The following is a 19,972-nucleotide window of genomic DNA, read 5'->3' as shown; positions in this document are numbered from 1 at the left end:
TCGGCCAGGGCCTGTTGCTCGAGGTTGTCGGTCGCCGCGACGAGCGCGTTCGACATCTCCTCGGCCAGGTCGACGTCGCTGAGGTCCCGGGGCAACCGCGCGTCGAGCTCGGTCAGGGCCGCCACCGTCACCGCACTCGCGATCTCGCCGTGCGCGTGGCCGCCCATCCCGTCCGCGACCACCAGCAGCCGGCCGGTCGTCGCTCCGGAGTCCTGGTTCGACGTCCGGCGGCGACCCACATCCGACCCGATCGCGGATCGCAGTCCCAGAACCATGGGGACAGTATGGAGGCCACCCCGTCCCGGGGTTGCAGGCGAGGCCCTTTCCGCGTGCGTGTCAGCCGTAAGGATGGCTCCGACCGGCGGGCCGGGCCCGTCGCACCAGGCGATCTTGGTCCGACGACGGGTGACGCCCGAGTTGGGCTCCGGCGTGTTGCGCTCGGACGATAGGCTCCGACGGTCGGCGCGGAGTCGCCGACGGACGCCCTCGTAGCTCAGTTGGATAGAGCACGGGCCTTCTAATCCTGTGGTCGCAGGTTCGAATCCTGCCGGGGGCACACAACACCAGGTCAGCAAGTCGGCCCGGTGTGACCGTCAAGATCCACCTACCGAATACCTACCGTTTACCCGGCTCGCCGAAACCGTCCAGGGCGACCGAGGCAGCGGCGCCGGCCACCCGCCGGGACATGTAGACGTCCTGCGTCATCGACACCTTCTCGTGGCCCAGGTAGTCGGCGATCTCTCGTGCCGATAGACCAGCTCCGTCGAGCCGTGTCGCAACCAGATGACGGAACGCGTGGGGGTGCAGGCCCTTCCACTCGGTGGCGGCGAGGACCTGGCGCAACTGCTTCCGGGTGTTGTCGGGATCGCGCAACGTCCCCGCCGTAGACGGGAAGACCCACGGGCCATGCGACACCTCGTGGCGCCGACGCAGCGCGTCCAGCACCCATCCCGGAGGACGGACCGTCCGCATGCTCGCGCGCGACTTGGTGTGCGGTTGCACGATGAGTCCCTCGCCGGGGACGCGGATGACCGTTCCTTCGATTGAGAGCGTGCACGCGACGTCGTCGACCCGGGTCCAGTCGAGGGCGAGCAGCTCCCCGATGCGGCACCCCAGGCCGGCCAGCGCCGTCACCATGTCGACGAGGTCGTACTTCTTCGCATCATCGGAGTCGGCCAGGAACGTGGCCAACCGGTCGACGCTCGCTTCGGTGAGGATGAGCTTCTCCGTCCGCGACTTGCGGCTCGTCGGACTCAGCTCACGAACCGGGTTCGCCTCCAGGGCGTCGTGCCGGACGGCCAGACCGGCGATCCCCGAGAGGACCACCTTGGCGTGATGGGCCGAGCCGCTCCCCCGTCGCTCTCTGATCTCCCGGACGGCCCGGTCGACGGTCGACACGCGAAGGTCGCTCACCCTCAGCTCCCCCACCGCCGACTCAAGAGATCGGCGCCAGGCATCGCGGTACGTCACCTTCGTCCGTAGGGCCCGGTCGGACTCGTCCAGGTCGCGCAGCCACATCTCCGCGACCACACGAACCCGTGTGTCCCCGGTGATCTCCCCTTCCAGGGAGTAGCGGCTGCGGTCCCTCAGAGCCTCCTTCAGCTTCTTCTCGGACGCGGGGCCGGTCGCGGCGTACCTCTGCACCCGGCGGGTGACGCCGTCGTAGTCCCGGTAGTTGGCCCACGACCGGAACCGCCCCGGGCCGAGCTTCCGGGTCAGGATCTTCCCGTAGGTACCGATGGGGAGTGGTGGGCGTGCCATCAGGCCGCCCCGTCCTCGTCGAGGTCGTCGAACCACTGCCGGACCACATCGGCCTCGTAGCGGAGGTATCGGCCGACCTTCTTGGCGCGCGGGCCGTAGCCCTTGCAGCGCCAGTCGTAGAGCGTCCCGACCGGGATGCCCAGGTAGTCCGCTACGTCCTGCACAGTCCATAGACGCGGCTTGATCTCCATCGCTGTCACCTCCTCTCCTCTAGTCCCGGCGCTTCTCGCCCGGTGGTGTGTCGGTCCCATCTCGCTGTCCTTTCAGCCGGCCGTTGCGGTGGTGAGTTCCTCGCGAGCCGTGCGCCTCCTGTCCCGGGCCTGGGCGGCGGCGGTGCTGGCGAGCAGGGCGTCGGCGGTGGTGTGCCAGCCAATCCCGGCGTACTGCAAGGAGCTGATGACGACCTCGGTGGTGTCCTGGCCATCGTCGAGGCGTTCGACGTCGTCGGCCGGGCCGGTGGTGGCGTGCGCGAGCTGCCAGTCACGGCGGGCCTGCCGCAATGCGGTCAACGTCGTGGAGTACCGGCGCGAGCGCGTCGAGAAGTGCCCGGCGAACCCGAGCATGTGCGCCCACCGCCACAGCCGACCCCACGACGTCGCCCACTCCTCGGCGTCGTACCCGCGGAGTCGTTGCCCGAGGCGCCAGCACGCGTCGATCTGACGACCGGTGTGAGTGGCGAGGTCGGTGTAGGACCGCACCGTGTCCGGCCGCAGCCGGGTCGAGAGATGCCCGGCGGTCTCCGTGGCCTTGGTCGCGTACTTGGCGAGATAAGCGGCGACGGCGGTCGTGGTGATCTCGGCCTGGTCGTCGAGATCCTTCGCGGCGAGGCGGATCGGGCGTGGGTCGACCTGGGAGCCCCAGGTGATCTCCCATCCGGCCGGGCGGTAGGGATGCGGCCCGGTGGTGAACGCGGTCCCGCCGACGGCGGAGCGCAGCAGCAGCGCGAGCTGTCCAGCGCTGATCCCGGGCGGCGGCGCCAGGGTGGCGAGCGGGTTGTCGGGGTCGCGGCCGTCGAGGCGGACCAGGGCGTGCAGGTGCACGGCGCCCCGGGCCTGAAACTCGGCAACCTTGGTGTAGCTCAACCGCATCCGGGTCTTGTGCAGGCGCTCGAGATGCCGCAGGTCGCGGTTGGCGCCGATCATCGTGCGGCGCCAGAGCTCACCGACGTGCATGTTCCACACCGCCTGGTGCGGGTGGTCGTAGCAGTCCAAGCACATCGGCTGCCCGACAACGGAATCGGTCTCGGCGTGGCGTTCCCAGCAGGCCGGAGCGACACCGTGCTCGCAGAGCGTCGCGTCGCGTCGCGGGTGGCACGGCAGCAGCCGGCCATTCGAGCCGGTGCGGTGAGAGTGCACCGCACCGAACGAGGGAGCGGTGACGGTCAGGAACACCGTCGGATGCCCGGCCACCGACGCGGGGGTGCCTTTGCCGCCGACGAGACCGGCGGTGACGAGCTGGAAGGTGTCGGCCCGGTAGGTCTCGGCGCACGACGGGCAGACAGAGGCGCGGCGGTTGCCGCAGGCGGTGTAGATCAGCCCGTCGGGCATCTCCGAGGTGTGCCGCTCCGAGGTGATCCGGCCCGTGGACTGCTCGACCCGGTAGACGGTGCCGGAGAGCTTGACCGGGTGCGCACAGCCAGCAGCCGGGGACACGTGGTCGAGCCAGCGCCCGTAACCCTCGTCGCCAGCGCGTGCGAGCGCGTCGGCGGTGCTGAACTCGCGGGCGAGGCGGGCACGGCGACGCGCGCCGATCTCGTCGACGGTCAGCCGGTCACGGGCGGTCGAGGTCATGGCCGGCTACAGCCATAGCGCTGGTGCGCGGCCTGCCGACTGGTGCCCAGACGAGCGGCGATCTCGGCCCAGGAGAACCCTGCGGCGCGCAGTCCGGTGACTGCGTCGGCGGTGATCGCGTCGATCTCGGTGGGGAGGCGGGACAGATCGGTGAGTCCTTCGATGTCCCCGGAGCCGATCCGGCGGGCGTGCGCGGCGAGGATGCGGCGGGTGAAGCGGGCGTAGTCGTCGTTCTCCACCACCCGCCGGGCACCACGTGGGCGGGCCGGTGCGGGGCGGTCGGGTGTCAACCCGGTCCTGACAGTCGGGGCGCTCACGACGCGCCTCCGGGCTGACCGGCGGGCCCGGCATCCGCGGCCGGGGCGTGGGTGCTCAGACCGGCCGCGAGGCGGCGCAGGGCGGCCCGGTCGGCGAGGGCGTAGACCTCGTCGTCGGAGAGGTAGGCGGCTTTGACCCGGCGCGGGATGCCGCCTTCGGCGAGCAGGAACCCGATCCCCTTCGCCTCCGGCGCGACCGAGCCGGCGGTGTAGCCGCGTGAGGCCCAGCCGTGCCCGAGCACGATGTCCGAGCTGGTGTCGGTGGTGCAGCGGAACGCCCACCGGTAGCCGAACAGGTCCCGCAGGCTGGTCGGGATGATGTCCGCGGACGGGCGCTGCGTTGCGGCGATGACGATGATCCCGGCGGCGCGGCCACGGGCGACGACATCCCGGACCAGGACCGAGAAAGCTTCCTGCTCGCGCTTGGTGCCGACGGTGGCTGAGAAGTAGGCCAGCTCATCGAGAACGACCACGATCGGCTCGACCCCGTCGGAGCGTGCGATCTTGCGGCGCCGCTCGTCGTCGAGGACGGCGTAACGGGAGTCCATCTCGGACTGAAGGTCGAGCAGGGCAGCAATGGCATCGTCAAGGCTGTTGGCGACGAACCGGTCTGCGCACGAGCGCCACAGGCCGAGTTCGACGATCTTCCCGTCGAACAACCAGAGTCGGCAGTCCATCGACAGGGCCGCGTGGGCGACGATGTTGTTGAGTCCCACCGACTTCCCGGCGCCGGGTTCGCCAGCGAGGAGCATGTTGCGGTAGATCAGCGGGACGCGGACCGGGCGTCCGTCCTCGCGGATGCCGAGGTGGATCGGCTCCCAGATCGAGGGCCCGGCAGGGTCTCGGCGATCGCGGCGGGCCTGAGCCGCATCGATCATCCGAGCCAGCACCGCCAGCGGACGCACCAGCAGCCGGGGCGACGGGCTGCCATCGACGGCGTGCAGCGAGAGCGTGGGTGGGTTCAGCTCAGACATAGTCCGACCAGTCCCCCGCACGCCCAGCGGCCGGGCCGTCGCCAACAGCCGGCGCCGGAGCCGGAACGGGCCACTCACGTGCCGGACGCTCGGGGCGCGGGGACGGGACGTCGGTCCAGGGGCCGTCGTCGTCGCCGGTGCCGCCCGCCCAGCGGAACACCTCGGAACGGATGGTCGCCGGGGCGAGCGGGTCACGGCGGATGACCTCGACCCGCACCAGGGCAGTCATCGACGGCCAGGGCGTGACACGGGCCTCCCGGGCGTAGCAACCGGCGGCGATCTCCTCGACCTGTTCGGCGACGTCGTTCGGGCTGATCCCGGCACGCAGGAACAGCCAGACGACCTCACCGACCCGCGTCGGCCGGGACCAGAGGAACAGCGGGCAGGCGCGGGAGAAGTTGACTACCCGGCATTCGACGAGGGTCTGACGCAGTCGATGACGGGTGACGACCGCCTGAGCGCGGTGGAACAGGAACCGGCGGGTCCACGGCAGCAACGCGAGCAGCATCAGAGCCCCGACGCACACCGACGCACGGGCAGCGAGGTCGAGGCCGGTCCCGGGGACAGCGACCGGGGCCCCGTCCGCGCCGGTGACGTGGTCCGGGGTGAGCGCGATCCACACCGTGAGGCTCAGGGTCAGGACGAACAGCTCGACGCGCAGCCTGATCAGCAGTCCGAGGACCCGGCCGACCGGGTGGCGCGGCGGGGCGGAGATGATCTCGAAGGAGTCGACGCGGGAACGTCCCCGGGCTGTCGACGGGCGGGCGGGGGATGCGGTGCGAGGCATGACAAGGGCCTTCCGGGCGCAGTACAGGCAGCGAGGTTGATGCGTGACGTGCGCCGGGGAGAGAGGTCCGGGGCTCTGAGGAAGCGAGTCCCGAGCCCCTCTCCACCGACCAGATGGCGGGCGTGGCGGGTGCGCGGCTCAGGACGCCTTGGACGACGGGGCGTGGATCGGCTCGATCGCGTCGGCCTTGAACGCGACACCGGCGCGCTGGCCCTGCTGCCACGGGATCGCGACCAGGTTCACCGGCCGCACCTCCGCGCCCTGATCCACTGCCGGAGCACCCGGCGTTGTGATCGAGAGGATCTCCGCGCCCTCGGCGTCGACCTTCACCAGCTGCGTGGTGAACAGCGACGCACCGGTCACCCGGTCCTGCCGCTGCCGCCCTTCCATGTCCGTCTTCGGCTTCGCGACCGCGCCGACGGTGTAGCGGGCGCCGGTGGTGTCGACCTTGATCATTGCCATGACCGTCCTCCAGGGACTCGATGTGTGGCCCCTCCGTTCGGGGCGATACCGAGAATCCGCATTTAAGAGGGACGCCCACACCACACTGATGGATTTCTAGGGACGTCTCTGTCAAGATTGGACGTCCTAGACGTCCCCAGGGGGTTCGGATGGCGAACGACCGGCTACGCGATGCGATCAACCGCAGCGGACTCAGCGTCGACGACGTCGCCCAGAAGATCGGCCTGGACCCGAAGTCGATCGAACGGTGGATCACCCAGGACCGGGTCCCATACCCGAAGAACCGGCACGCCATCGCCGCGCTGCTGCGCGAATCCGAGTCCTACCTCTGGCCCACCGCAGTCAGCGACGAGAAGGCCACGGAGGTCTCCGGTTCCGAGGTCGTGCAGGTCTTCCCCAGCCGCAACGCCATCCCGCGCGACCTCTGGGATCGACTGCTCGACCAGGCCACCGGCCGCGTGGACATCCTGGTCTACGTCGGCATGTTCATGACCGAGAACCCCGACCTACTCCCCGCGCTCACCGCGAAGGGAGCCGCAGGCGGGCGCATCCGGCTCCTGTTCGGCGACCCCGTCAGCCGAGAGATCGCCCGGCGCAGCGCCGACGAAGGCATCGGGAAGAACGCGATTGCGGCCAAGATCCGCAACGCCCTGGCCTATTTCGGGCGGATCGCCGACGAGCCTGGCGTAGAGATCCGCTGCCACGGCACAACCCTCTACAACTCGATCTACCGCTACGACGACGAGATGATCGTCAATCCGCACGTCTACGGGCTCACAGCCCCGCACGCCCCCGCGCTTCACCTTCGCCGGCTGTCGGCGGGATCACTGTTCGAGACCTACTCCCGCAGCTTTGACGCCGTGTGGGAGACAGCGAAGGCGCCTAGGTGGTAATCCTGGCTGCGTGACCAGGACCGACTACTACGACGACCCCACCGCACCGAAGGCCAACAGCCTCGTCGTGGCCGTCGTCGTCGTGGCCGTAGACGACGGCCGGGTCCTGATGATCCAACGCACCGACAACGGCCGATGGGCACTGCCCGGCGGCGGCCAGGAGCTCGGCGAGTCCGTTCGAGAAGCCGCCATCCGCGAAACCCGCGAAGAGACCGGCATCGACGTCGAGGTGACCGGCGTCGTGGGGATCTACTCCGACCCGCGCCACGTCATCGCCTACGACGACGGAGAGGTCCGCCAGGAGTTCGCTCTGTGCCTCAGCGCGAGACCAACCGGCGGAGTACCTACGCCGAGCGACGAAAGCCACCAGGTCCGGTGGGTGCCGACGGACGAGCTAGACCAACTCGACGCCGCGGAGTCGACACTTCGCCGAATCCGGCACGCCGTGGACCACAACGGGCCTCACGTCGACTGAGCGCCGTTCGCCGCGAGCATCCGCTCCTCGGTGCGGGCGACAGCAGCCCGCAGCGCCGGACCCGCCTCGTCGAGGAACTGCGTCACCACATGCCCCGGCCCGTAGCGCTCGCGAACCTCCGCCCAGCGGTCCTCCGGACTGAAGCGCTCACCCCGTGGGCCGGTCGTGGCGTCGCAGTACCAGAGCGCATCCCGGGTGGCGGTCACGTCGTCGGTGAACGAGTCCAGGCCCTCGACCCCGCGTAGCCGGGCCTCGGTGACGGCGCTGGAGTGGTGCGCCACCAGTGCGACCACCGTCGGATCGAAGTCCCGAGCGGCAAGGAACCGAGCACCGTCGAGCGGGTGGAAACCAGTGTCGGCCAGCTCCGGTGAGTACCCGATGTCGTGGAGCGTCGCGGCCTGGACCAGACGAGCCGCATCGACGCACTCCAACGCGGCGCCGATCATCCGTGCCTGCGACGCGACCGCCTGGACATGGAGCCAGCGATCCGGCAACTGCTGAGCCAGCAAGCCCTCCGCCAGCGCGTAGGCAGCCTGATCCACTTCCGCCACATCACCAACCTTAGAACCGACCACGTTGCGCGCCGCCTGCCGACCTGCCGGACCCGTTCTGCCCGGTGAGGACTTTCTTTACGTCTTCAAGCCGGCCCTGACGGGCCGGACGGGCGGCGTCGCAGCCGGTACGCCTACACCTTCGGCCCGACGACCGGCGCGCGCACGCCCGCCAGACCAGCCTGACACCACTAAGCACCAAGCATCTCAACCGGCCCTTGTGGTTCACTTCGCGAGATGAAGTTGACTCCCCGTGGGCGCACTTTCGATCCCGTCAATGTCGTCCTGTGCTTAGCGCTCTTGATGCTCGGCGCCTCTATCCTAAGCGTTGGAGTCCTCCTAGAGTCAACGGACTTCTGGATCCGGCATCCATTTCTAACTAATGTTGCCAGTGGAGTTGCTACGGCATGTTTCGGCATTCCGTTCGCGATAGTAGTTCTTTCCCGGATTTATAGACGCCAGGCGGCAATAACAGAGCGACAGCAACTAGGGCAATCGATAGACCGAGAAATCGGCCTACTCCAAGATATCTTTAGTCGCCAAGCAACGACCGTAAATGATCCGAAGTTGACAAACGCACTCAGTGGAATTTTGAAAGCGCATGAGGAGATCGAGACAGCTAGATATGACCTTCTGCGAGAGAGACTGAAGCTCCTGAAAGAGATCGAAGCAGATCCCTTTGGTGGGGATCGTCAAGCTCGGACGCCTCTTCTGATGGCCGCCGCCTCATTCGAGTTTAAGGGGCGGACAGAAAAGGCATTAAAGGCTCTTAGTGAAGAGCAGACAAGACTTGCAAACTCACTCCCCTCGCAAGAAACTGACTCTGCATCCTGGCTGAGTGCGTCCACATCGTGGCGGATACTAGAAGAGTCGATTCGGCCGCGTGCAAACGACGCGGACGTTGAGATCCCCAAGCTTGCGACAGCGAGAACATACCTCACAAAGACGTACTCACCCCTGCGCGAACTGATTGATGTCGCCTTTCACAAAGTCCCAACCTATATTGAGTACTGGCAACTTGCAAAGGAAGACTCGACTAAGCTCACCGGCGAAGATCGAATCGAAGATCGAACCGCTGTTGATTTTGACGTCATCCAAAGGGCACGAACTGCCCTTACCGAGATAACTGCTGATTTAAATTCAGCTCGATCGTAAATATCAGGCCGAGAATCGACGACCGACGTATGTTGGGGTGCCGTAGGCCCGCGGGATTAAGTTAGATGATCACCCATCCAGCGATGTGGAAACATAGTGCAAGCTTCATCTTGCAAGGTGATCTGCCAGGAGCTTCTGGACTGCGCTGGCCAGCGCGTCGTCGTCTGACTCGTCTGCCCAACTCACCGGAACTATATCGCTATCACTGCTATCTCGTAGCGCGTCCTGAAGATGCAGCGAAGGTGCGCTATTGGATACCAATAAAATCCGCAAGGAGCGGCTCTTAGCTGCACGACGACCTAGATCCAAGAGCCGGGCCCGGCTCATGGGTCGAGACGTGTACTTGACAACAACACCGACACTACCTTCGGGGAGATCAATGAGAAAATCGATACCCTGATCTTCCTGGAGACTTGCGACCTGAGCATTGGGAAGGACGCGCTTAAGCGCTGCCCGAACATTGGCCTCGTATTCGTCGGCCACACGAGCGAGCGTGGACCTGCGAGCTAACGATTTTGGTCGCGCTGCAGCTATCTGCAGCTTGTCTCGCAGGCGCTGGATTCGACGATTCGCTTCACGCTGTTCGGTCGACTCGAGACGACGAACACGCTCATGAACCAGAGAGTTTCGCAATTTCATTATTCGACTAAAATTCAGCGAATCAAGTTCATTAAATACTCGGCTTCGCTCAAGTTCTTCGAGCACTGTCACGATGCTTTCATCTCTTCGACCAGCAACGAGCTCAGCCGCTGAGCGAGCAAGGAGCTCGAGCTCGGCAACTTCCCGCAAGAACTCTTCGGTACGTCCCCGAAAGTCGTCGTATGCGCGTGCAACTGTCAGATTTGCAGTCAACACACCCACCGAGACTATCAAAGAAGAAGCAACACCAACTAAAATCGCGGCAATGGAAACTGTACGTCCTCCGATCGCACCGAACAGGAATTCGGCGGATACACTAACCAAAGCCCCTGCGAGAACGCTAACAATGACGACTAGGCCGGCCCAATATCGTCTCCATAGCGGAGAATTGCGACCGGAAGCCGCTGCCCGCTTCACATCTCCAAGTCGGATTTCCGACTCTCGCCCACGACCATCACGCACAGCCTGAAGAATTAAGTTCGACCGATACTGGGTTACGTACTCTTCCAGTAGCTCACGCGCTGCCGGCGTAAGATTCGCGTTGTCCTCGACGCCGTCAGTGGAGGGGGGCCCTTGTGTCACTTCCTCAACCTCCCTATTACTGCGACAACTGCGTAGATCTGACAAACGACCGCAAGCGCACTAGCCCCAAGCAGGCCCGTCCACTGCCACCCCGAGTTTAGGTAACTTCCGAAGACTCCGGCAGTGATGCTCGTCGGCAGGACTGCGACCTGAGCAACGATCAAAGCCCAGAGCGGTCCGGCTGCCTCCGGGCGCGGGTTGCGAACAGCGTCGTTTGCCCTGGTCACCATGCTCGGCGTGACTACCGGTTCGCCCTCCCCGTCCGCACGGGCATCAAGTTCGAGTCGAGACGTCTCTTTGGCGAGGTCGACCGCGAAGCGCTCCACGTAGCTCCGAAAACGCTCCGCAGCCGCTCCAGCTGGCTGCCCCGGCAAGTCGACAGAGACGTGCAGCTTCCTCGCGTCCAAGCTGGACGACTCCGCGGACGAGTCACCCGAGGCATGTACCTGGCCTTCCGCGGGGCGCACCTGAGCAGCCCGAGCAGTCGCTTGCTCGTCTTGTCCATCCGGGAGCACTGTCGCGTCCATCCTCCGATTGAGTTGCGCAGGCTACCGCAGACGGACGAAGCAGCTTGATGCAACACAGCATCGCAAGAAGCGAACCTCGACACCACCCGGCCCCGAGCCAGAACACGATGTAGGTGGTCGGGATCCCCGTCTCCTTCAGCGTCCACGCCGCGGCGCCGGCGTCCAGGGCGCTACGCGTCGCTGCGCGATGGCCTGACGGCCACCCTGGACACCACCACCACGACGAGGTGCGGGGTCAGGACGAGGGAGCCGGAGGGGTGTGGGCCCAACCCCTCCGATGGTCGCCGAAGATCGAACCCCACGTTTACCTACCCGGAACCACCCGCAGCGACGGCTATCGGCCACGGACGTCCGGAAACGTTCCCGCAGGTCAACGGCATCATCCGGCACTCCCCCGCACCGTCCGAGACAGCGATCTCGGAATCCTGTGGTCGCAGGTTCGAATCCTGCCGAGGGCACACAGTCAGCAGGTCAGCGCATCGCGGCTGATCCGGCATCAAGATCGACCCCACGTTCATCCCGCGCCTCGACCCGGGCGGAGTGATGCGGGAGGGGCCCGACGTCGGCGCGTCGGCCCCGAGACCGCAGACACCGGGCAAGATCATCACATGATCGCCGTGGAGCGCAGCTTCGCCGTCGCCACCCAGCTCCCCACGGTGGTGGGCTACCTGACCGACTGGGGCAACTCGCGGGAGTGGGACCCGGGCACGGTCACCTGCACGAAGATCAGCGACGGGCCGGTCGGGCTGGGGACCGAGTGGCGCAACGCCCTACGCCTGCTGCACCGGACGGTGATCGTCGACTTCCGGCTCGAGCACCTCGATGACGACCGGCTCGTCTTCTCCGGACGGAACCGGGGAGCCACCTCGACCGACACCATCACGTGCACCCCGCGCGACGGCGGCGGGACCTCGATCCACTACGACTCGGTCGTGCACCTCCACCGGCTGGCCCGGCTGGCCTCGCCTCTCCTGAGGCGGGAGTTCGAACGGATCGGCGACGAGCTGATCGGGCAGATGACCGCCGCGCTGGAGAGGCAGGTCTGATCCCCCGGGCGATCAGACCCGGTGACGGTCGACGGCGTCGTCGTCCCAGACGACGCCGCTGCCCGGTTCCTCGGACAGGACCACCGCGCCGTCGACCACCGTCACCGGCTCACGCCGCAGCCCGGCCGCGACGTCGATGTACTCCAGCAGGAACGCGCCCGGCGACACGGCGAGGAGCGCCGCACTGACCTCCGGCCAGAAGTGGCTCGACAGCGGCAGGCCCGCGGCGTGGGCCACCGGTGCGGCCTGCAGCCAGCCGGTCACGCCACCGATGCGGGCCACGTCGAGCATGGCGTGGTCGCCCGCTCCCGCGCGGATGCTCGCGGTCATCTCGTCGACGCCCCACCAGCTCTCGCCCAGCTGGATCGGCGTCGACACCGAAGCCCGGATGCGTGCGTGCCCGGCGGCGTCGTCGGCACGGGTCGGTTCCTCGACCCAGAGCAGGTTCTCGTCGGCGAGGGCGTGGATGCGCCGCATCGCCTCCGGGACCGGGAGTGTCTGGTTGTAGTCGACGGCGAGGTCGCAGCCGGGACCGACGGCGTCGCGCAGCGCGTGGATCACCTCGCGGTCGCGGGCCAGGCCGGCGGACCCGACCTTGACCTTGTACGCGTCGAACCCCAGTGCCGTGAGCTGCCGGGCCTCGTCGTGGACCGCCTCCGGCGCCATCGACCGCAGGCTGCCGTACGCCCTCACCGGACGCGGTGCGCCGCCGAGCAGCCGCACCAGGGGCAGCTCCGCCCGGCGGGCGAGCGCATCCCAGCAGGCCATGTCGATCCCGGAGATCGCCATCGTCACCAGGCCCTGCGGGCGCAGCAGCCGCATCCGGCCCCGCAGGTCCGCCTCGACGGCGCGCGGCGCGGCCGCCGTCCCGGCGACGGCCTCCCCCATCTCCCGGACCAGGCTCGTCAGGGCACCGAGGACCAGCTCGGTGTAGCAGAAGAGGTAGGCACTCCCGGTGACGCCGTCGGAGGTGGTGACGTCGACGAGGACCAGGGGCGCCACCGGCACCTCCCCGGCGGCGGTCTGCAACGGCGGGTCGAGCGGGGCGAGGACCGGACGCACGGACACGGCTCGCACGGTGGGCTGCTCGGTGGCTGTGCTCACGGCCCCGGACGCTACCGGCTCGGCGCCCGCGGACCAGGGCATCGCGGACGTCACCACGGTGCCGGTCGGATCGGGCTGTTTTTTCGACCGGGTCCGGCGTCCTACCGTCGGTCGATGGACATCCGTACCGCGACGCACGCCACGTCACGTCCGTGACCGGTCTGATGGCCCGTCTGTTCGCGGAGGACTCGGGGCGACGTGATCCGCACGCCGACGTCGGGTGGCCCGCCGTGGCCGGGGGACCGCACGTCACCGATGCCCTCCGGAGCAGCGACGCGCTGGTCGTCGTCGCCGACGACGGGTCGGTGCGCGGGTACCTTCTCGCGCGGCGGGCGCCGGCGAACCCGTTGCGTCCCGGTCTCGTCGTCGCCGACCTCGAGAGCATGTACGACGCGTTCACGTCCTGGGCCGCGTCGATCCCGGCCAACGTGCTCTCGGTGACCGCCCACGCGGCCAACGACGGCGCCCGGCGTCTTTACCGCCGACGGGGCTTCGTCGAGCACTCGATCACGCTGGAGTGCCCGTCCCGGGCCGGTCCGGGCCCTGACTAGCTCGACGAACGCACCGCCACGGCGGCGAACGGTCGTCCACACACCGTCGCAAACACGTCGGGGCCATCACCCGTCGGAGTGCACGGCGGCCGCGGCTGATCGCGTCCGGTGACGATCCGGAGGTGGAGGCCCGGTCCCGGCCGCTAGCGGACGCCCGGACGGCCGCATGCCCGACCCCGGTCCGAACAGGACGCCGCACGGACGCTCGACCACCGATCGCGTCCCCCGCACCGGTCGTCGCGAAAACTGGAACGAACTTTCATTGAGGCTTGATTCCAGTGATCGTGATCCGTACGACTTGTCCTCGCACCGGCGACGGTGCTCGTCCGCAGAAGCACAGTTCGAGAAGAGGAACCACCATGAAGCGTTCGCACCGCGTGGCCGCCATCGCCCTGACCGCCGGGGTCACGATGGCCGGGGTCGCCGGCGTCGCCAGCGCCGGGGACTACTACGACCACGGTTCGGACTCGGAGACGGTCCAGCACGTGCACGAGCACCACTACCCGGCCGAGCAGACCGAGGAGAAGCCCGGCCTCGTCGGCGGCCTCGTGGACGGCGTCGGCGGCCTGCTCGGCGGCGTCGCCGACACCGTCGACGGTGTCCTCGGCCTGTAGTCGCCCCGCCCGGATCGACGGCGGCACCGTGAGCTGGGGAGCCCGCGGTGCCGCCGGGACCCGGGGGCCGGAGCGGTGGCAGGGACGTTCCGGCCCCCGGGCCCGCCCCGCCTCGCGCCCGCTACGCCCGGACGCGAAAATGTTGCGGTGACCGATGGCGACGACACGACGCGCCCCCGTGGCGGGCGCCGCGCGGAGGGCAAGGCCCGTACCCGTGAGGCCGTGCTGTCCGCGGCCCGGACCGTGTTCGCCGAGCGCGGCTACGGCAGCGCCTCGGTGGAGGAGATCGCCCGCGAGGCCGGTGTCGCGATCGGCTCGGTCTACGCCCACTTCGGGGGCAAGCAGGCGCTGTTCGCGGCGCTGATCGACCGCACCACGGCCGACGGGCTGGCCCGCGCGGAGAAGTCGTTGGCCGGCGGGACCACCGAGGCCATGCCGCATCTGGTCGCCCAGCTCGGCGAGATGGCCGACGACCGGATCCAGGCCCTGCTCGAGGCCGAGACCTGGCTCTACGCCATCCGCAACGACGACCCGCTGGCGAAGCACCTCGCCGACGACGACCGCCGCATCCGGGACGGGATCGCGCGGCTGCTCGCCTCGGAACCGAGCGACGGCCGCTTCACCGACTCCGAGCAGGCCACCGTCCTGAACGCGCTGTTCCACGGCCTGATCCGGCAGCGCAGGCTGTGCCCGGAGGCCGTCCCGGACGACCTGTTCCGCCGGGCCATGGAGGTCTTCGGACGGGTGCCCGACGCCGGGGACGCTCAGGCCAGCGCGAACCCCTCGTAGTCCTTCGCCGCGACGTCGTCGCACCGCTGCCGGTATGGCCCCACACCGCCGACGTAGGCCATGAACACCCGCGGTTTGCCGGGCACGTTCGCCCCCATGTACCAGGAGTCGGCCTGCGGGAAGAGCGTCATGTTCCCGACGGCCTCGACGTGGGCGACCCACTCGCCCTCGGCACGGGCTTCCGCCTCGATCGTGGAGAGCCCACGGCCGCGCACGGCCAGGACCGCGTCGGTCACCCAGTCCACGTGCTGCTCGATCGAGACGACCATGTTCGACAGCACCGACGGGCTGCCCGGGCCGGTGATGGTGAACAGGTTCGGGAACCCGGCGACGGCCAGACCGAGATAGGTGCGCGGGCCCTCGCTCCACTTGTTCGTCAGCGCGAGCCCGTCGCGGCCGCGGATGTCGATCGCGTTCAGCGCGCCGGTCATGGCGTCGAAACCGGTCGCGAACACGATCACGTCGCAGCCGTGGTCGGCCTCGGAGGTGCGGACACCGTCCTCGGTGATCTCCTGCAACGGCGTGGCGCGCAGGTCGACCAGGTGCACGTTCTCGCGGTTGAACGTCTCGTAGTAGCCGGAGTCCAGGCAGGGGCGCTTCGTGCCGAACGGGTAGGTGCGCGGGGACAGCGTCTCGGCCGTGGCCGGGTCGGTGACCGTCTCGCGGATCTTGCTCCGGACGAACTCGGCCGCGGTGTCGTTGGCCGCGACGTCTGTGCGGACGTCGGTGAACGCCCCGCCGACGGCGACGAGGACGCCCTTCTCCCACGCCGCCTGGTAGCGGGCGGCACGCTCGGCGTCGTCGACGTCGAACGCCGACTGCGTCGCCGGCACCGTGGGGATGCCGAAGCCGGACGCGCGGGCCGCGGCGCGGTACTCCGGGTAGGCCGCCTTGCGCTCCGCGATCTCGCCGTCGTCGAGCGGGCGGTTGCGGGCGGGCATGGAGAAGTTGGGGGTCCGCTGGAACACCGTCACCTCGGCCGCGGACGCGGCGAGGATCGGGATCGACTGGATGCCCGACGAGCCGGTGCCGATCACCGCGACCCTCTTGCCCGCGACGTCGACACCCTCGTGCGGCCAGTGCCCGGTGTGCGCGACGACCCCGCCGAAGCGCTCCTCCCCCGGCACCTCCGGCGCCTTGGACATCGACAGGCAGCCCGTCGCCATGATCAGGAACTGCGCGGAGACGGTCTCCCCGCCGTCGGTGACGACGGTCCACCGCGCGGCGGCCTCGTCGTAGTGGGCCGACAGCACCGAGGTCGAGAACGTGATGTCGCGGCGCAGGTCGAAGCGGTCCGCGACGTGGTTCAGGTAGGACAGGATCTCGGGCTGGTCGGCGTAGCGCGAGGTCCAGGTCCACTCCTGCTCGAGCTCCGGGGAGAACGAGTAGGAGTAGGCCATCGACTCGACGTCGCAGCGGGCCCCGGGGTAGCGGTTCCAGTACCAGGTGCCGCCGACGTCTCCGGCCGCGTCGAACACGCGGGTGGACAGGCCGGCCTCGCGCAGCCGCAGCAGCTGGTACATCCCGGCGAACCCGGCCCCGACGATCACGGCGTCGACCTGCTCGGTCACGTCGGCGCTCACCGGGAGTGCACCACGACGCCGCGCAGGTTGCGCCCGGCGTGCATGTCCTCGTAGCCCGTCGCGATCTCGTCGAGCGAGTACCGCGTGGTGATCAGCTCGGAGAGCTTGAGCTGCCCGGCGCGGAACATCCGGATCTGGCGCTGGATGTCGTAGTTCGGGTTCGACGAGCCGAACAACGTGCCCTGCAGGCGCTTGCCGTAGAGCGTGAGCTGGCTCAGCGGGATGTCCGCGCCGATCCGCGTCATGTTCCCGACGCCGGTGACGACGCAGGTCCCGGCCTTGCGCACGGTCGCGAGCGCCTCGCCGACGTGCTCGGGCCCGGTGACGCCGACGGTGACGATCGTGGCGTCGGCGCCCTGGCCGTTGGTGTCCTGACGGGCCAGCTCGTCCGCCTCGGCCATCGTCGCGACGGCGTGGGTCGCACCGAGCTGCATCGCCGACTCGCGCTTGAACGCCACCGGGTCGCAGGCGATGATCCGCGTCGCCCCGGCGTGCGCGGCGCCCTGCACGGCGTTGATCCCGACGCCTCCGATGCCCATCACGATCACGACGTCACCGGGTGCGACCTCGGCGTCGTTGACCGCGGAGCCCCAGCCCGTGCCGACGCCGCAGCTCAGCAGCGCCATCTCCGGGAACGGCAGGTCCTTCTCGATCTTCACCACGGAGTCGACGGAGACGACCGAGTCCTCGCAGAACGTCGACACGCCGGCCATCTGCCCGACCGGCGCGCCGTTCTCGGCGAGCTTGAGCCGGAACGATGTCGGGTCGGAGATCCGCGCGCCGCGCAGCGCCCCGGCGCCGAGGTCGCAGAAGTTGTGCTTGCCGATCGAGCAGAAGCGGCAGTGCCCGCAGGAGGAGACGAACGAGAACACCACGTGGTCGCCCTCGCGGATGTTCTTGTGGTTCGGCGGCGCGTCGGTGACGATCCCGGCGCCCTCGTGCCCGCCGGCGAACGGGTAGACCGCCACCGGCAGGTCACCGGTCGCGACGTGGTCGTCGGAGTGGCACAGGCCCGCGGCCTGCACCCGGACCCGGATCTCGCCCGGCTCGGGGGCGTCCACCTCCAGGTCCGTGACCTCGTAGGTACCGGGGGCCTGACGGATGACGGCGCCGCGCGTCTGCATTGACTACTTCCTCCACGTCGAGGTGACGGTTGACCGAATCACCTCGTCGGGAGGGGCGTCAAGCGATCATGGCCGGGCGGTCGGAACAGGCGTTCAGGGGCGGGCCTCGTAGACGGCGTTGAACGGCGTCTCGGCCGCGCGGCGGAACCTGCCGAACCCGGCCTCGGTCGCGATCTCGCGGATCGCGGCCTCGCCGGCCTGCGCGCCGAGGGTGTGTGTCCCGCCCTGCGACTTGGCGTTGGGTACGCACAGGTAGCTGGAGAACGAGTAGTACACCCGGCCGACCGGGTTGAGGTTCTCGGCGACCGTGTCCCCGGCGATCGGCTCGACGATCAGCCAGGTGCCGTCGTCGGCGACCGCCTCCCGGATGTGGCGGGCCGCGGCGAGCGGGTCGCCCATGTCGTGCAGGGAGTCGAACGTGGTCACCAGGTCGTAGCCGGATCCGCCGAACGTGGCCGCGGTGGCCACCTCGAACGACGTGCGGTCGGAGAGCCCGGCCTCGGCGGTGCGCTTGCGGGCCCGGTCGATCGAGGCCGAGTGGTAGTCCGAGCCGGACACCCGGGTGCGCGGGAACGCCCCGGCGAGAAGCGTCGTCGACGCCCCGTGCCCGCACCCGACGTCGGCCACCCGTCCGCCCCCGGTCAGCTTCGCCTCGACGCCGTCCAGCGCCGGGATCCAGGCCGGGACGAGGTTGGCCAGGTAGCCGGGGCGGAAGAACATGTCGCAGCCGTCGAACACGTCGGCGTGCTGCTCGTGCCAGCCCATCCCGGCGCCGGTGCGGAACGCCTCGGTGATCCGCGGCTCCGCGCGCAGCGTGCCCAGGGCCAGCACGAACGCGCCCGGCAGGTAGAGCGGGCCGTCGGGGTCGGCGAGCGCGAAGGCCTGCTCCTCGGTCAGCGAGTACGACTCCGTCGCGGCGTCGTGGGTGACGTAGCCGCCGGCGGCCTGGCTGCGCAGCCACTCGGTGATGTAGCGGGCGTCGGTCGAGGTCCGCCCGGCCAGCTCCTCCGGCGTGGCCGGGCCCTCGGCCAGCGCCCGGAACAGCCCCAGCCGGTGCCCGGTGACGATCCCGCCGGCCGACACCGTCGCCCCGAGGTCACCGACGAACCGGTGCAGGAGCTCCATCACCTTGTCCTGGTCCACTGCCATGTCCGCTCCCGCAGTCTCCGGGCCCGGCGCGCCGGGCCGACCGGAGCGGGTGGCGGCTCGCCGCCCGCTCGGGGCCAGTAGAGCCACCGGCGCGGCGCGCGCCAAGGACGGGAACTACGTACGCGCCGCCTCAGCGCATCGACAGCACGATCTTGGCCTGGCCGCCGGCCGGGGCGACCGCGAGGTCGAACGCCTTCTGGGCGTCGTCGGCGGGGACGACGTGGGTGACGTAGTCCCGCGCCAGCGACGGGTGCCGCACCAGGTACTCGTCGGCGGCGGCGAGGACGCGGCGCCGTTCCAGCGTGACCCCGGAGCGCAGGGTGAGGTTCTTGCGCAGGAACGAGCGCATCGCGAACGGGTAGCTCGTCTCGTCGGCGACGCCAAAGTAGAAGATCTCCCCGCCGAACCCGACGGCGTCGACGGCGTGGTTCAGCGTCGCGCTCTGGTGCCCGATCGCCTCGAACACCACCTCCGGACGCTCGCCGGCCGGCAGGTCGAGCGCCCACGCGTCCGACGAGGCGTGCACGACCTCGTCGACCCCGAACGCGGGACCCAGGTCGGAGCGGTCCACCCGGTCGACACCGACGACGCGGGCCGCCCCGGCGGCCTTCGCGACGTGGCTGAACAGCAGCCCGATCGGCCCCTGCCCGATCACCGCCACCGAGAGACCGGCGAGCGGGCGGACCTGCTCGACCGCGTAGAGCACGCACGCCAGCGGCTGCAGCAGCACCGCGGTCTCCGGGGCGACGTCGGCGCGGTGGCGGTGCAGCCCGTCCCCGGCGCAGACGGCCAGCTCGGCGATGCCGTCGAACCCCGACGCCCAGCCGACGACGTCGTCGCCGACCGCGATCTCCGGGTGCCGCGAGGCGAGCACCCGGCCCGCGACCTCGTGCATCGGGAAACCGGGGTCACCGAAACCGGCGCGTGCTCCGGCGGTGTCCGGTGCGGCCGCGCCGCGGAAGAACGGCAGGTCGCTGCCGCACACTCCCCCGGCCGCCACGTCGAGGAGCACCTGCCCGGGAGCCAGCGCATCCGCGGACGGTGCCGGGGTCTCGCAGGCGGCGAAGCGCTGCGGCGCGACGAGACGCTGGGCCCACAC

The 19,972-nt window shown here is 69.2% G+C and carries 22 protein-coding genes and 1 tRNA gene (1 of these 23 only partly in view); 8 read left to right on the top strand and 15 right to left on the bottom strand.

Annotated elements, in window-relative coordinates:
• Window positions 1–275: the start of a PP2C family protein-serine/threonine phosphatase gene (locus EV383_RS07255; RefSeq protein ID WP_130289193.1), read on the bottom strand. It extends 532 nt beyond the left edge of the window; only the first 275 of its 807 coding nucleotides appear in the window; it begins with the start codon at window positions 273–275; its stop codon lies off the left edge, out of view.
• A 207-nt stretch (window positions 276–482) separates the two neighbouring features.
• On the opposite strand from EV383_RS07255, the gene EV383_RS07250 reads away from it, so the two are divergent.
• Window positions 483–556: transfer RNA gene (locus EV383_RS07250), tRNA-Arg, on the top strand.
• Window positions 557–615: 59 nt separating this feature from the next.
• On the opposite strand, the gene EV383_RS07245 is transcribed toward EV383_RS07250, so the two are convergent.
• From EV383_RS07245 to EV383_RS07215, 7 genes are all read right to left on the bottom strand, one after another.
• Complete coding sequence (locus EV383_RS07245) at window positions 616–1,518, bottom strand: site-specific integrase (protein ID WP_207223457.1); 903 nt, start codon at window positions 1,516–1,518, stop codon at window positions 616–618.
• Window positions 1,519–1,760: 242 nt separating this feature from the next.
• The gene (locus tag EV383_RS07240) at window positions 1,761–1,952 is read right to left on the bottom strand and encodes a helix-turn-helix transcriptional regulator (RefSeq protein WP_130294033.1); all 192 of its coding nucleotides are present in this window, start codon (window positions 1,950–1,952) and stop codon (window positions 1,761–1,763) included.
• Window positions 1,953–2,024: 72 nt separating this feature from the next.
• Complete coding sequence (locus EV383_RS07235) at window positions 2,025–3,551, bottom strand: replication initiator (RefSeq protein ID WP_130289191.1); 1,527 nt, start codon at window positions 3,549–3,551, stop codon at window positions 2,025–2,027.
• Window positions 3,548–3,793, bottom strand: a complete 246-nt coding sequence (locus tag EV383_RS07230) for a helix-turn-helix domain-containing protein (RefSeq protein ID WP_242622949.1) — start codon at window positions 3,791–3,793, stop codon at window positions 3,548–3,550. Before EV383_RS07230 ends, EV383_RS07235 begins: the two co-directional genes overlap by 4 nt.
• Window positions 3,794–3,864: 71 nt before the next feature.
• Window positions 3,865–4,842: an FtsK/SpoIIIE domain-containing protein gene (locus EV383_RS07225; protein ID WP_130289190.1), complete on the bottom strand. Its 978-nt coding sequence runs from the start codon at window positions 4,840–4,842 to the stop codon at window positions 3,865–3,867.
• A complete protein-coding gene (locus tag EV383_RS07220; RefSeq protein ID WP_130289189.1) occupies window positions 4,835–5,629 on the bottom strand; it encodes a hypothetical protein in 795 nt (264 codons plus the stop codon). The genes EV383_RS07225 and EV383_RS07220 overlap by 8 nt, the downstream gene beginning before the upstream one ends.
• 138 nt (window positions 5,630–5,767) lie before the next feature.
• A complete protein-coding gene (locus EV383_RS07215; protein WP_130289188.1) occupies window positions 5,768–6,091 on the bottom strand; it encodes a hypothetical protein in 324 nt (107 codons plus the stop codon).
• A gap of 149 nt (window positions 6,092–6,240) precedes the next feature.
• Between EV383_RS07215 and EV383_RS07210 the strand changes: the two genes are divergently transcribed.
• Together EV383_RS07210 and EV383_RS07205 are read left to right on the top strand one after the other, a co-directional pair.
• Complete coding sequence (locus tag EV383_RS07210) at window positions 6,241–6,984, top strand: DUF5919 domain-containing protein (protein ID WP_130289187.1); 744 nt, start codon at window positions 6,241–6,243, stop codon at window positions 6,982–6,984.
• Between the two features lie 10 nt (window positions 6,985–6,994).
• The gene (locus tag EV383_RS07205) at window positions 6,995–7,459 is read left to right on the top strand and encodes an NUDIX hydrolase (RefSeq protein WP_130289186.1); all 465 of its coding nucleotides are present in this window, start codon (window positions 6,995–6,997) and stop codon (window positions 7,457–7,459) included.
• On the opposite strand, the gene EV383_RS07200 is transcribed toward EV383_RS07205, so the two are convergent.
• The gene (locus EV383_RS07200; protein WP_130289185.1) at window positions 7,447–8,010 is read right to left on the bottom strand and encodes an HD domain-containing protein; all 564 of its coding nucleotides are present in this window, start codon (window positions 8,008–8,010) and stop codon (window positions 7,447–7,449) included. The two genes, EV383_RS07205 and EV383_RS07200, sit on opposite strands and share 13 nt — an antisense overlap.
• A 237-nt stretch (window positions 8,011–8,247) precedes the next feature.
• On the opposite strand from EV383_RS07200, the gene EV383_RS07195 reads away from it, so the two are divergent.
• The gene (locus EV383_RS07195) at window positions 8,248–9,165 is read left to right on the top strand and encodes a hypothetical protein (protein ID WP_130289184.1); all 918 of its coding nucleotides are present in this window, start codon (window positions 8,248–8,250) and stop codon (window positions 9,163–9,165) included.
• A gap of 105 nt (window positions 9,166–9,270) precedes the next feature.
• On the opposite strand, the gene EV383_RS07190 is transcribed toward EV383_RS07195, so the two are convergent.
• Complete coding sequence (locus tag EV383_RS07190; RefSeq protein ID WP_130289183.1) at window positions 9,271–10,386, bottom strand: hypothetical protein; 1,116 nt, start codon at window positions 10,384–10,386, stop codon at window positions 9,271–9,273.
• 1,135 nt (window positions 10,387–11,521) lie between these two features.
• Here EV383_RS07190 and EV383_RS07185 point away from each other — a divergent pair.
• Window positions 11,522–11,959 carry an SRPBCC family protein gene (locus EV383_RS07185; protein ID WP_130289182.1) on the top strand — a complete coding sequence of 146 codons (438 nt, stop codon included), beginning with the start codon at window positions 11,522–11,524 and terminating at the stop codon, window positions 11,957–11,959.
• A gap of 12 nt (window positions 11,960–11,971) precedes the next feature.
• Here EV383_RS07185 and EV383_RS07180 read toward each other — a convergent pair whose 3' ends face one another.
• The gene (locus tag EV383_RS07180; protein WP_242622948.1) at window positions 11,972–13,063 is read right to left on the bottom strand and encodes an enolase C-terminal domain-like protein; all 1,092 of its coding nucleotides are present in this window, start codon (window positions 13,061–13,063) and stop codon (window positions 11,972–11,974) included.
• Between the two features lie 152 nt (window positions 13,064–13,215).
• Here EV383_RS07180 and EV383_RS07175 point away from each other — a divergent pair, with 152 nt between their 5' ends.
• From EV383_RS07175 to EV383_RS07165, 3 genes are all read left to right on the top strand, one after another.
• Complete coding sequence (locus EV383_RS07175) at window positions 13,216–13,614, top strand: GNAT family N-acetyltransferase (RefSeq protein WP_242622947.1); 399 nt, start codon at window positions 13,216–13,218, stop codon at window positions 13,612–13,614.
• A 359-nt stretch (window positions 13,615–13,973) separates the two neighbouring features.
• Window positions 13,974–14,228, top strand: coding sequence for a hypothetical protein (locus EV383_RS07170; RefSeq protein WP_130289180.1), 255 nt, complete (start codon window positions 13,974–13,976; stop codon window positions 14,226–14,228).
• A 147-nt stretch (window positions 14,229–14,375) separates the two neighbouring features.
• Window positions 14,376–15,017 carry a TetR/AcrR family transcriptional regulator gene (locus EV383_RS07165; RefSeq protein ID WP_130289179.1) on the top strand — a complete coding sequence of 214 codons (642 nt, stop codon included), beginning with the start codon at window positions 14,376–14,378 and terminating at the stop codon, window positions 15,015–15,017.
• Here the strand turns inward: EV383_RS07165 and EV383_RS07160 are convergent.
• The 4 genes from EV383_RS07160 to EV383_RS07145 all read right to left on the bottom strand — a co-directional run bounded on the left by EV383_RS07160 (window position 14,993) and on the right by EV383_RS07145 (window position 19,972).
• On the bottom strand, window positions 14,993–16,600 hold the full coding sequence (locus tag EV383_RS07160; protein ID WP_130289178.1) for a flavin-containing monooxygenase: 1,608 nt from the start codon (window positions 16,598–16,600) through the stop codon (window positions 14,993–14,995). The genes EV383_RS07165 and EV383_RS07160 overlap by 25 nt on opposite strands.
• A complete protein-coding gene (locus tag EV383_RS07155) occupies window positions 16,597–17,724 on the bottom strand; it encodes an NDMA-dependent alcohol dehydrogenase (RefSeq protein ID WP_130289177.1) in 1,128 nt (375 codons plus the stop codon). The genes EV383_RS07160 and EV383_RS07155 overlap by 4 nt, the downstream gene beginning before the upstream one ends.
• Before the next feature lie 93 nt (window positions 17,725–17,817).
• Window positions 17,818–18,873 carry a class I SAM-dependent methyltransferase gene (locus tag EV383_RS07150; RefSeq protein WP_242622946.1) on the bottom strand — a complete coding sequence of 352 codons (1,056 nt, stop codon included), beginning with the start codon at window positions 18,871–18,873 and terminating at the stop codon, window positions 17,818–17,820.
• Between the two features lie 130 nt (window positions 18,874–19,003).
• Window positions 19,004–19,972, bottom strand: a complete 969-nt coding sequence (locus tag EV383_RS07145) for a zinc-binding dehydrogenase (protein WP_130289176.1) — start codon at window positions 19,970–19,972, stop codon at window positions 19,004–19,006.

Origin of the sequence: Pseudonocardia sediminis (assembly GCF_004217185.1) — a bacterium.
Taxonomy (GTDB): domain Bacteria; phylum Actinomycetota; class Actinomycetes; order Mycobacteriales; family Pseudonocardiaceae; genus Pseudonocardia; species Pseudonocardia sediminis.
Note: the sequence above shows the minus strand (reverse complement) of the source record. Positions and strands in the feature narration are given on the sequence as shown.

Excerpts from the sequence above, each read along its gene's own strand:
- EV383_RS07245 (WP_207223457.1), bottom strand. The coding sequence starts at position 1,518 with ATGTGGCTGCGCGACCTGGACGAGTCCGACCGGGCCCTACGGACGAAG.
- EV383_RS07240 (WP_130294033.1), bottom strand. The coding sequence starts at position 1,952 with ATGGAGATCAAGCCGCGTCTATGGACTGTGCAGGACGTAGCGGACTAC.
- EV383_RS07235 (WP_130289191.1), bottom strand. The coding sequence starts at position 3,551 with ATGACCTCGACCGCCCGTGACCGGCTGACCGTCGACGAGATCGGCGCG.
- EV383_RS07225 (WP_130289190.1), bottom strand. The coding sequence starts at position 4,842 with ATGTCTGAGCTGAACCCACCCACGCTCTCGCTGCACGCCGTCGATGGC.
- EV383_RS07220 (WP_130289189.1), bottom strand. The coding sequence starts at position 5,629 with ATGCCTCGCACCGCATCCCCCGCCCGCCCGTCGACAGCCCGGGGACGT.
- EV383_RS07215 (WP_130289188.1), bottom strand. The coding sequence starts at position 6,091 with ATGGCAATGATCAAGGTCGACACCACCGGCGCCCGCTACACCGTCGGC.
- EV383_RS07210 (WP_130289187.1), top strand. The coding sequence starts at position 6,241 with ATGGCGAACGACCGGCTACGCGATGCGATCAACCGCAGCGGACTCAGC.
- EV383_RS07195 (WP_130289184.1), top strand. The coding sequence starts at position 8,248 with ATGAAGTTGACTCCCCGTGGGCGCACTTTCGATCCCGTCAATGTCGTC.
- EV383_RS07185 (WP_130289182.1), top strand. The coding sequence starts at position 11,522 with ATGATCGCCGTGGAGCGCAGCTTCGCCGTCGCCACCCAGCTCCCCACG.
- EV383_RS07170 (WP_130289180.1), top strand. The coding sequence starts at position 13,974 with ATGAAGCGTTCGCACCGCGTGGCCGCCATCGCCCTGACCGCCGGGGTC.
- EV383_RS07155 (WP_130289177.1), bottom strand. The coding sequence starts at position 17,724 with ATGCAGACGCGCGGCGCCGTCATCCGTCAGGCCCCCGGTACCTACGAG.
- EV383_RS07150 (WP_242622946.1), bottom strand. The coding sequence starts at position 18,873 with ATGGCAGTGGACCAGGACAAGGTGATGGAGCTCCTGCACCGGTTCGTC.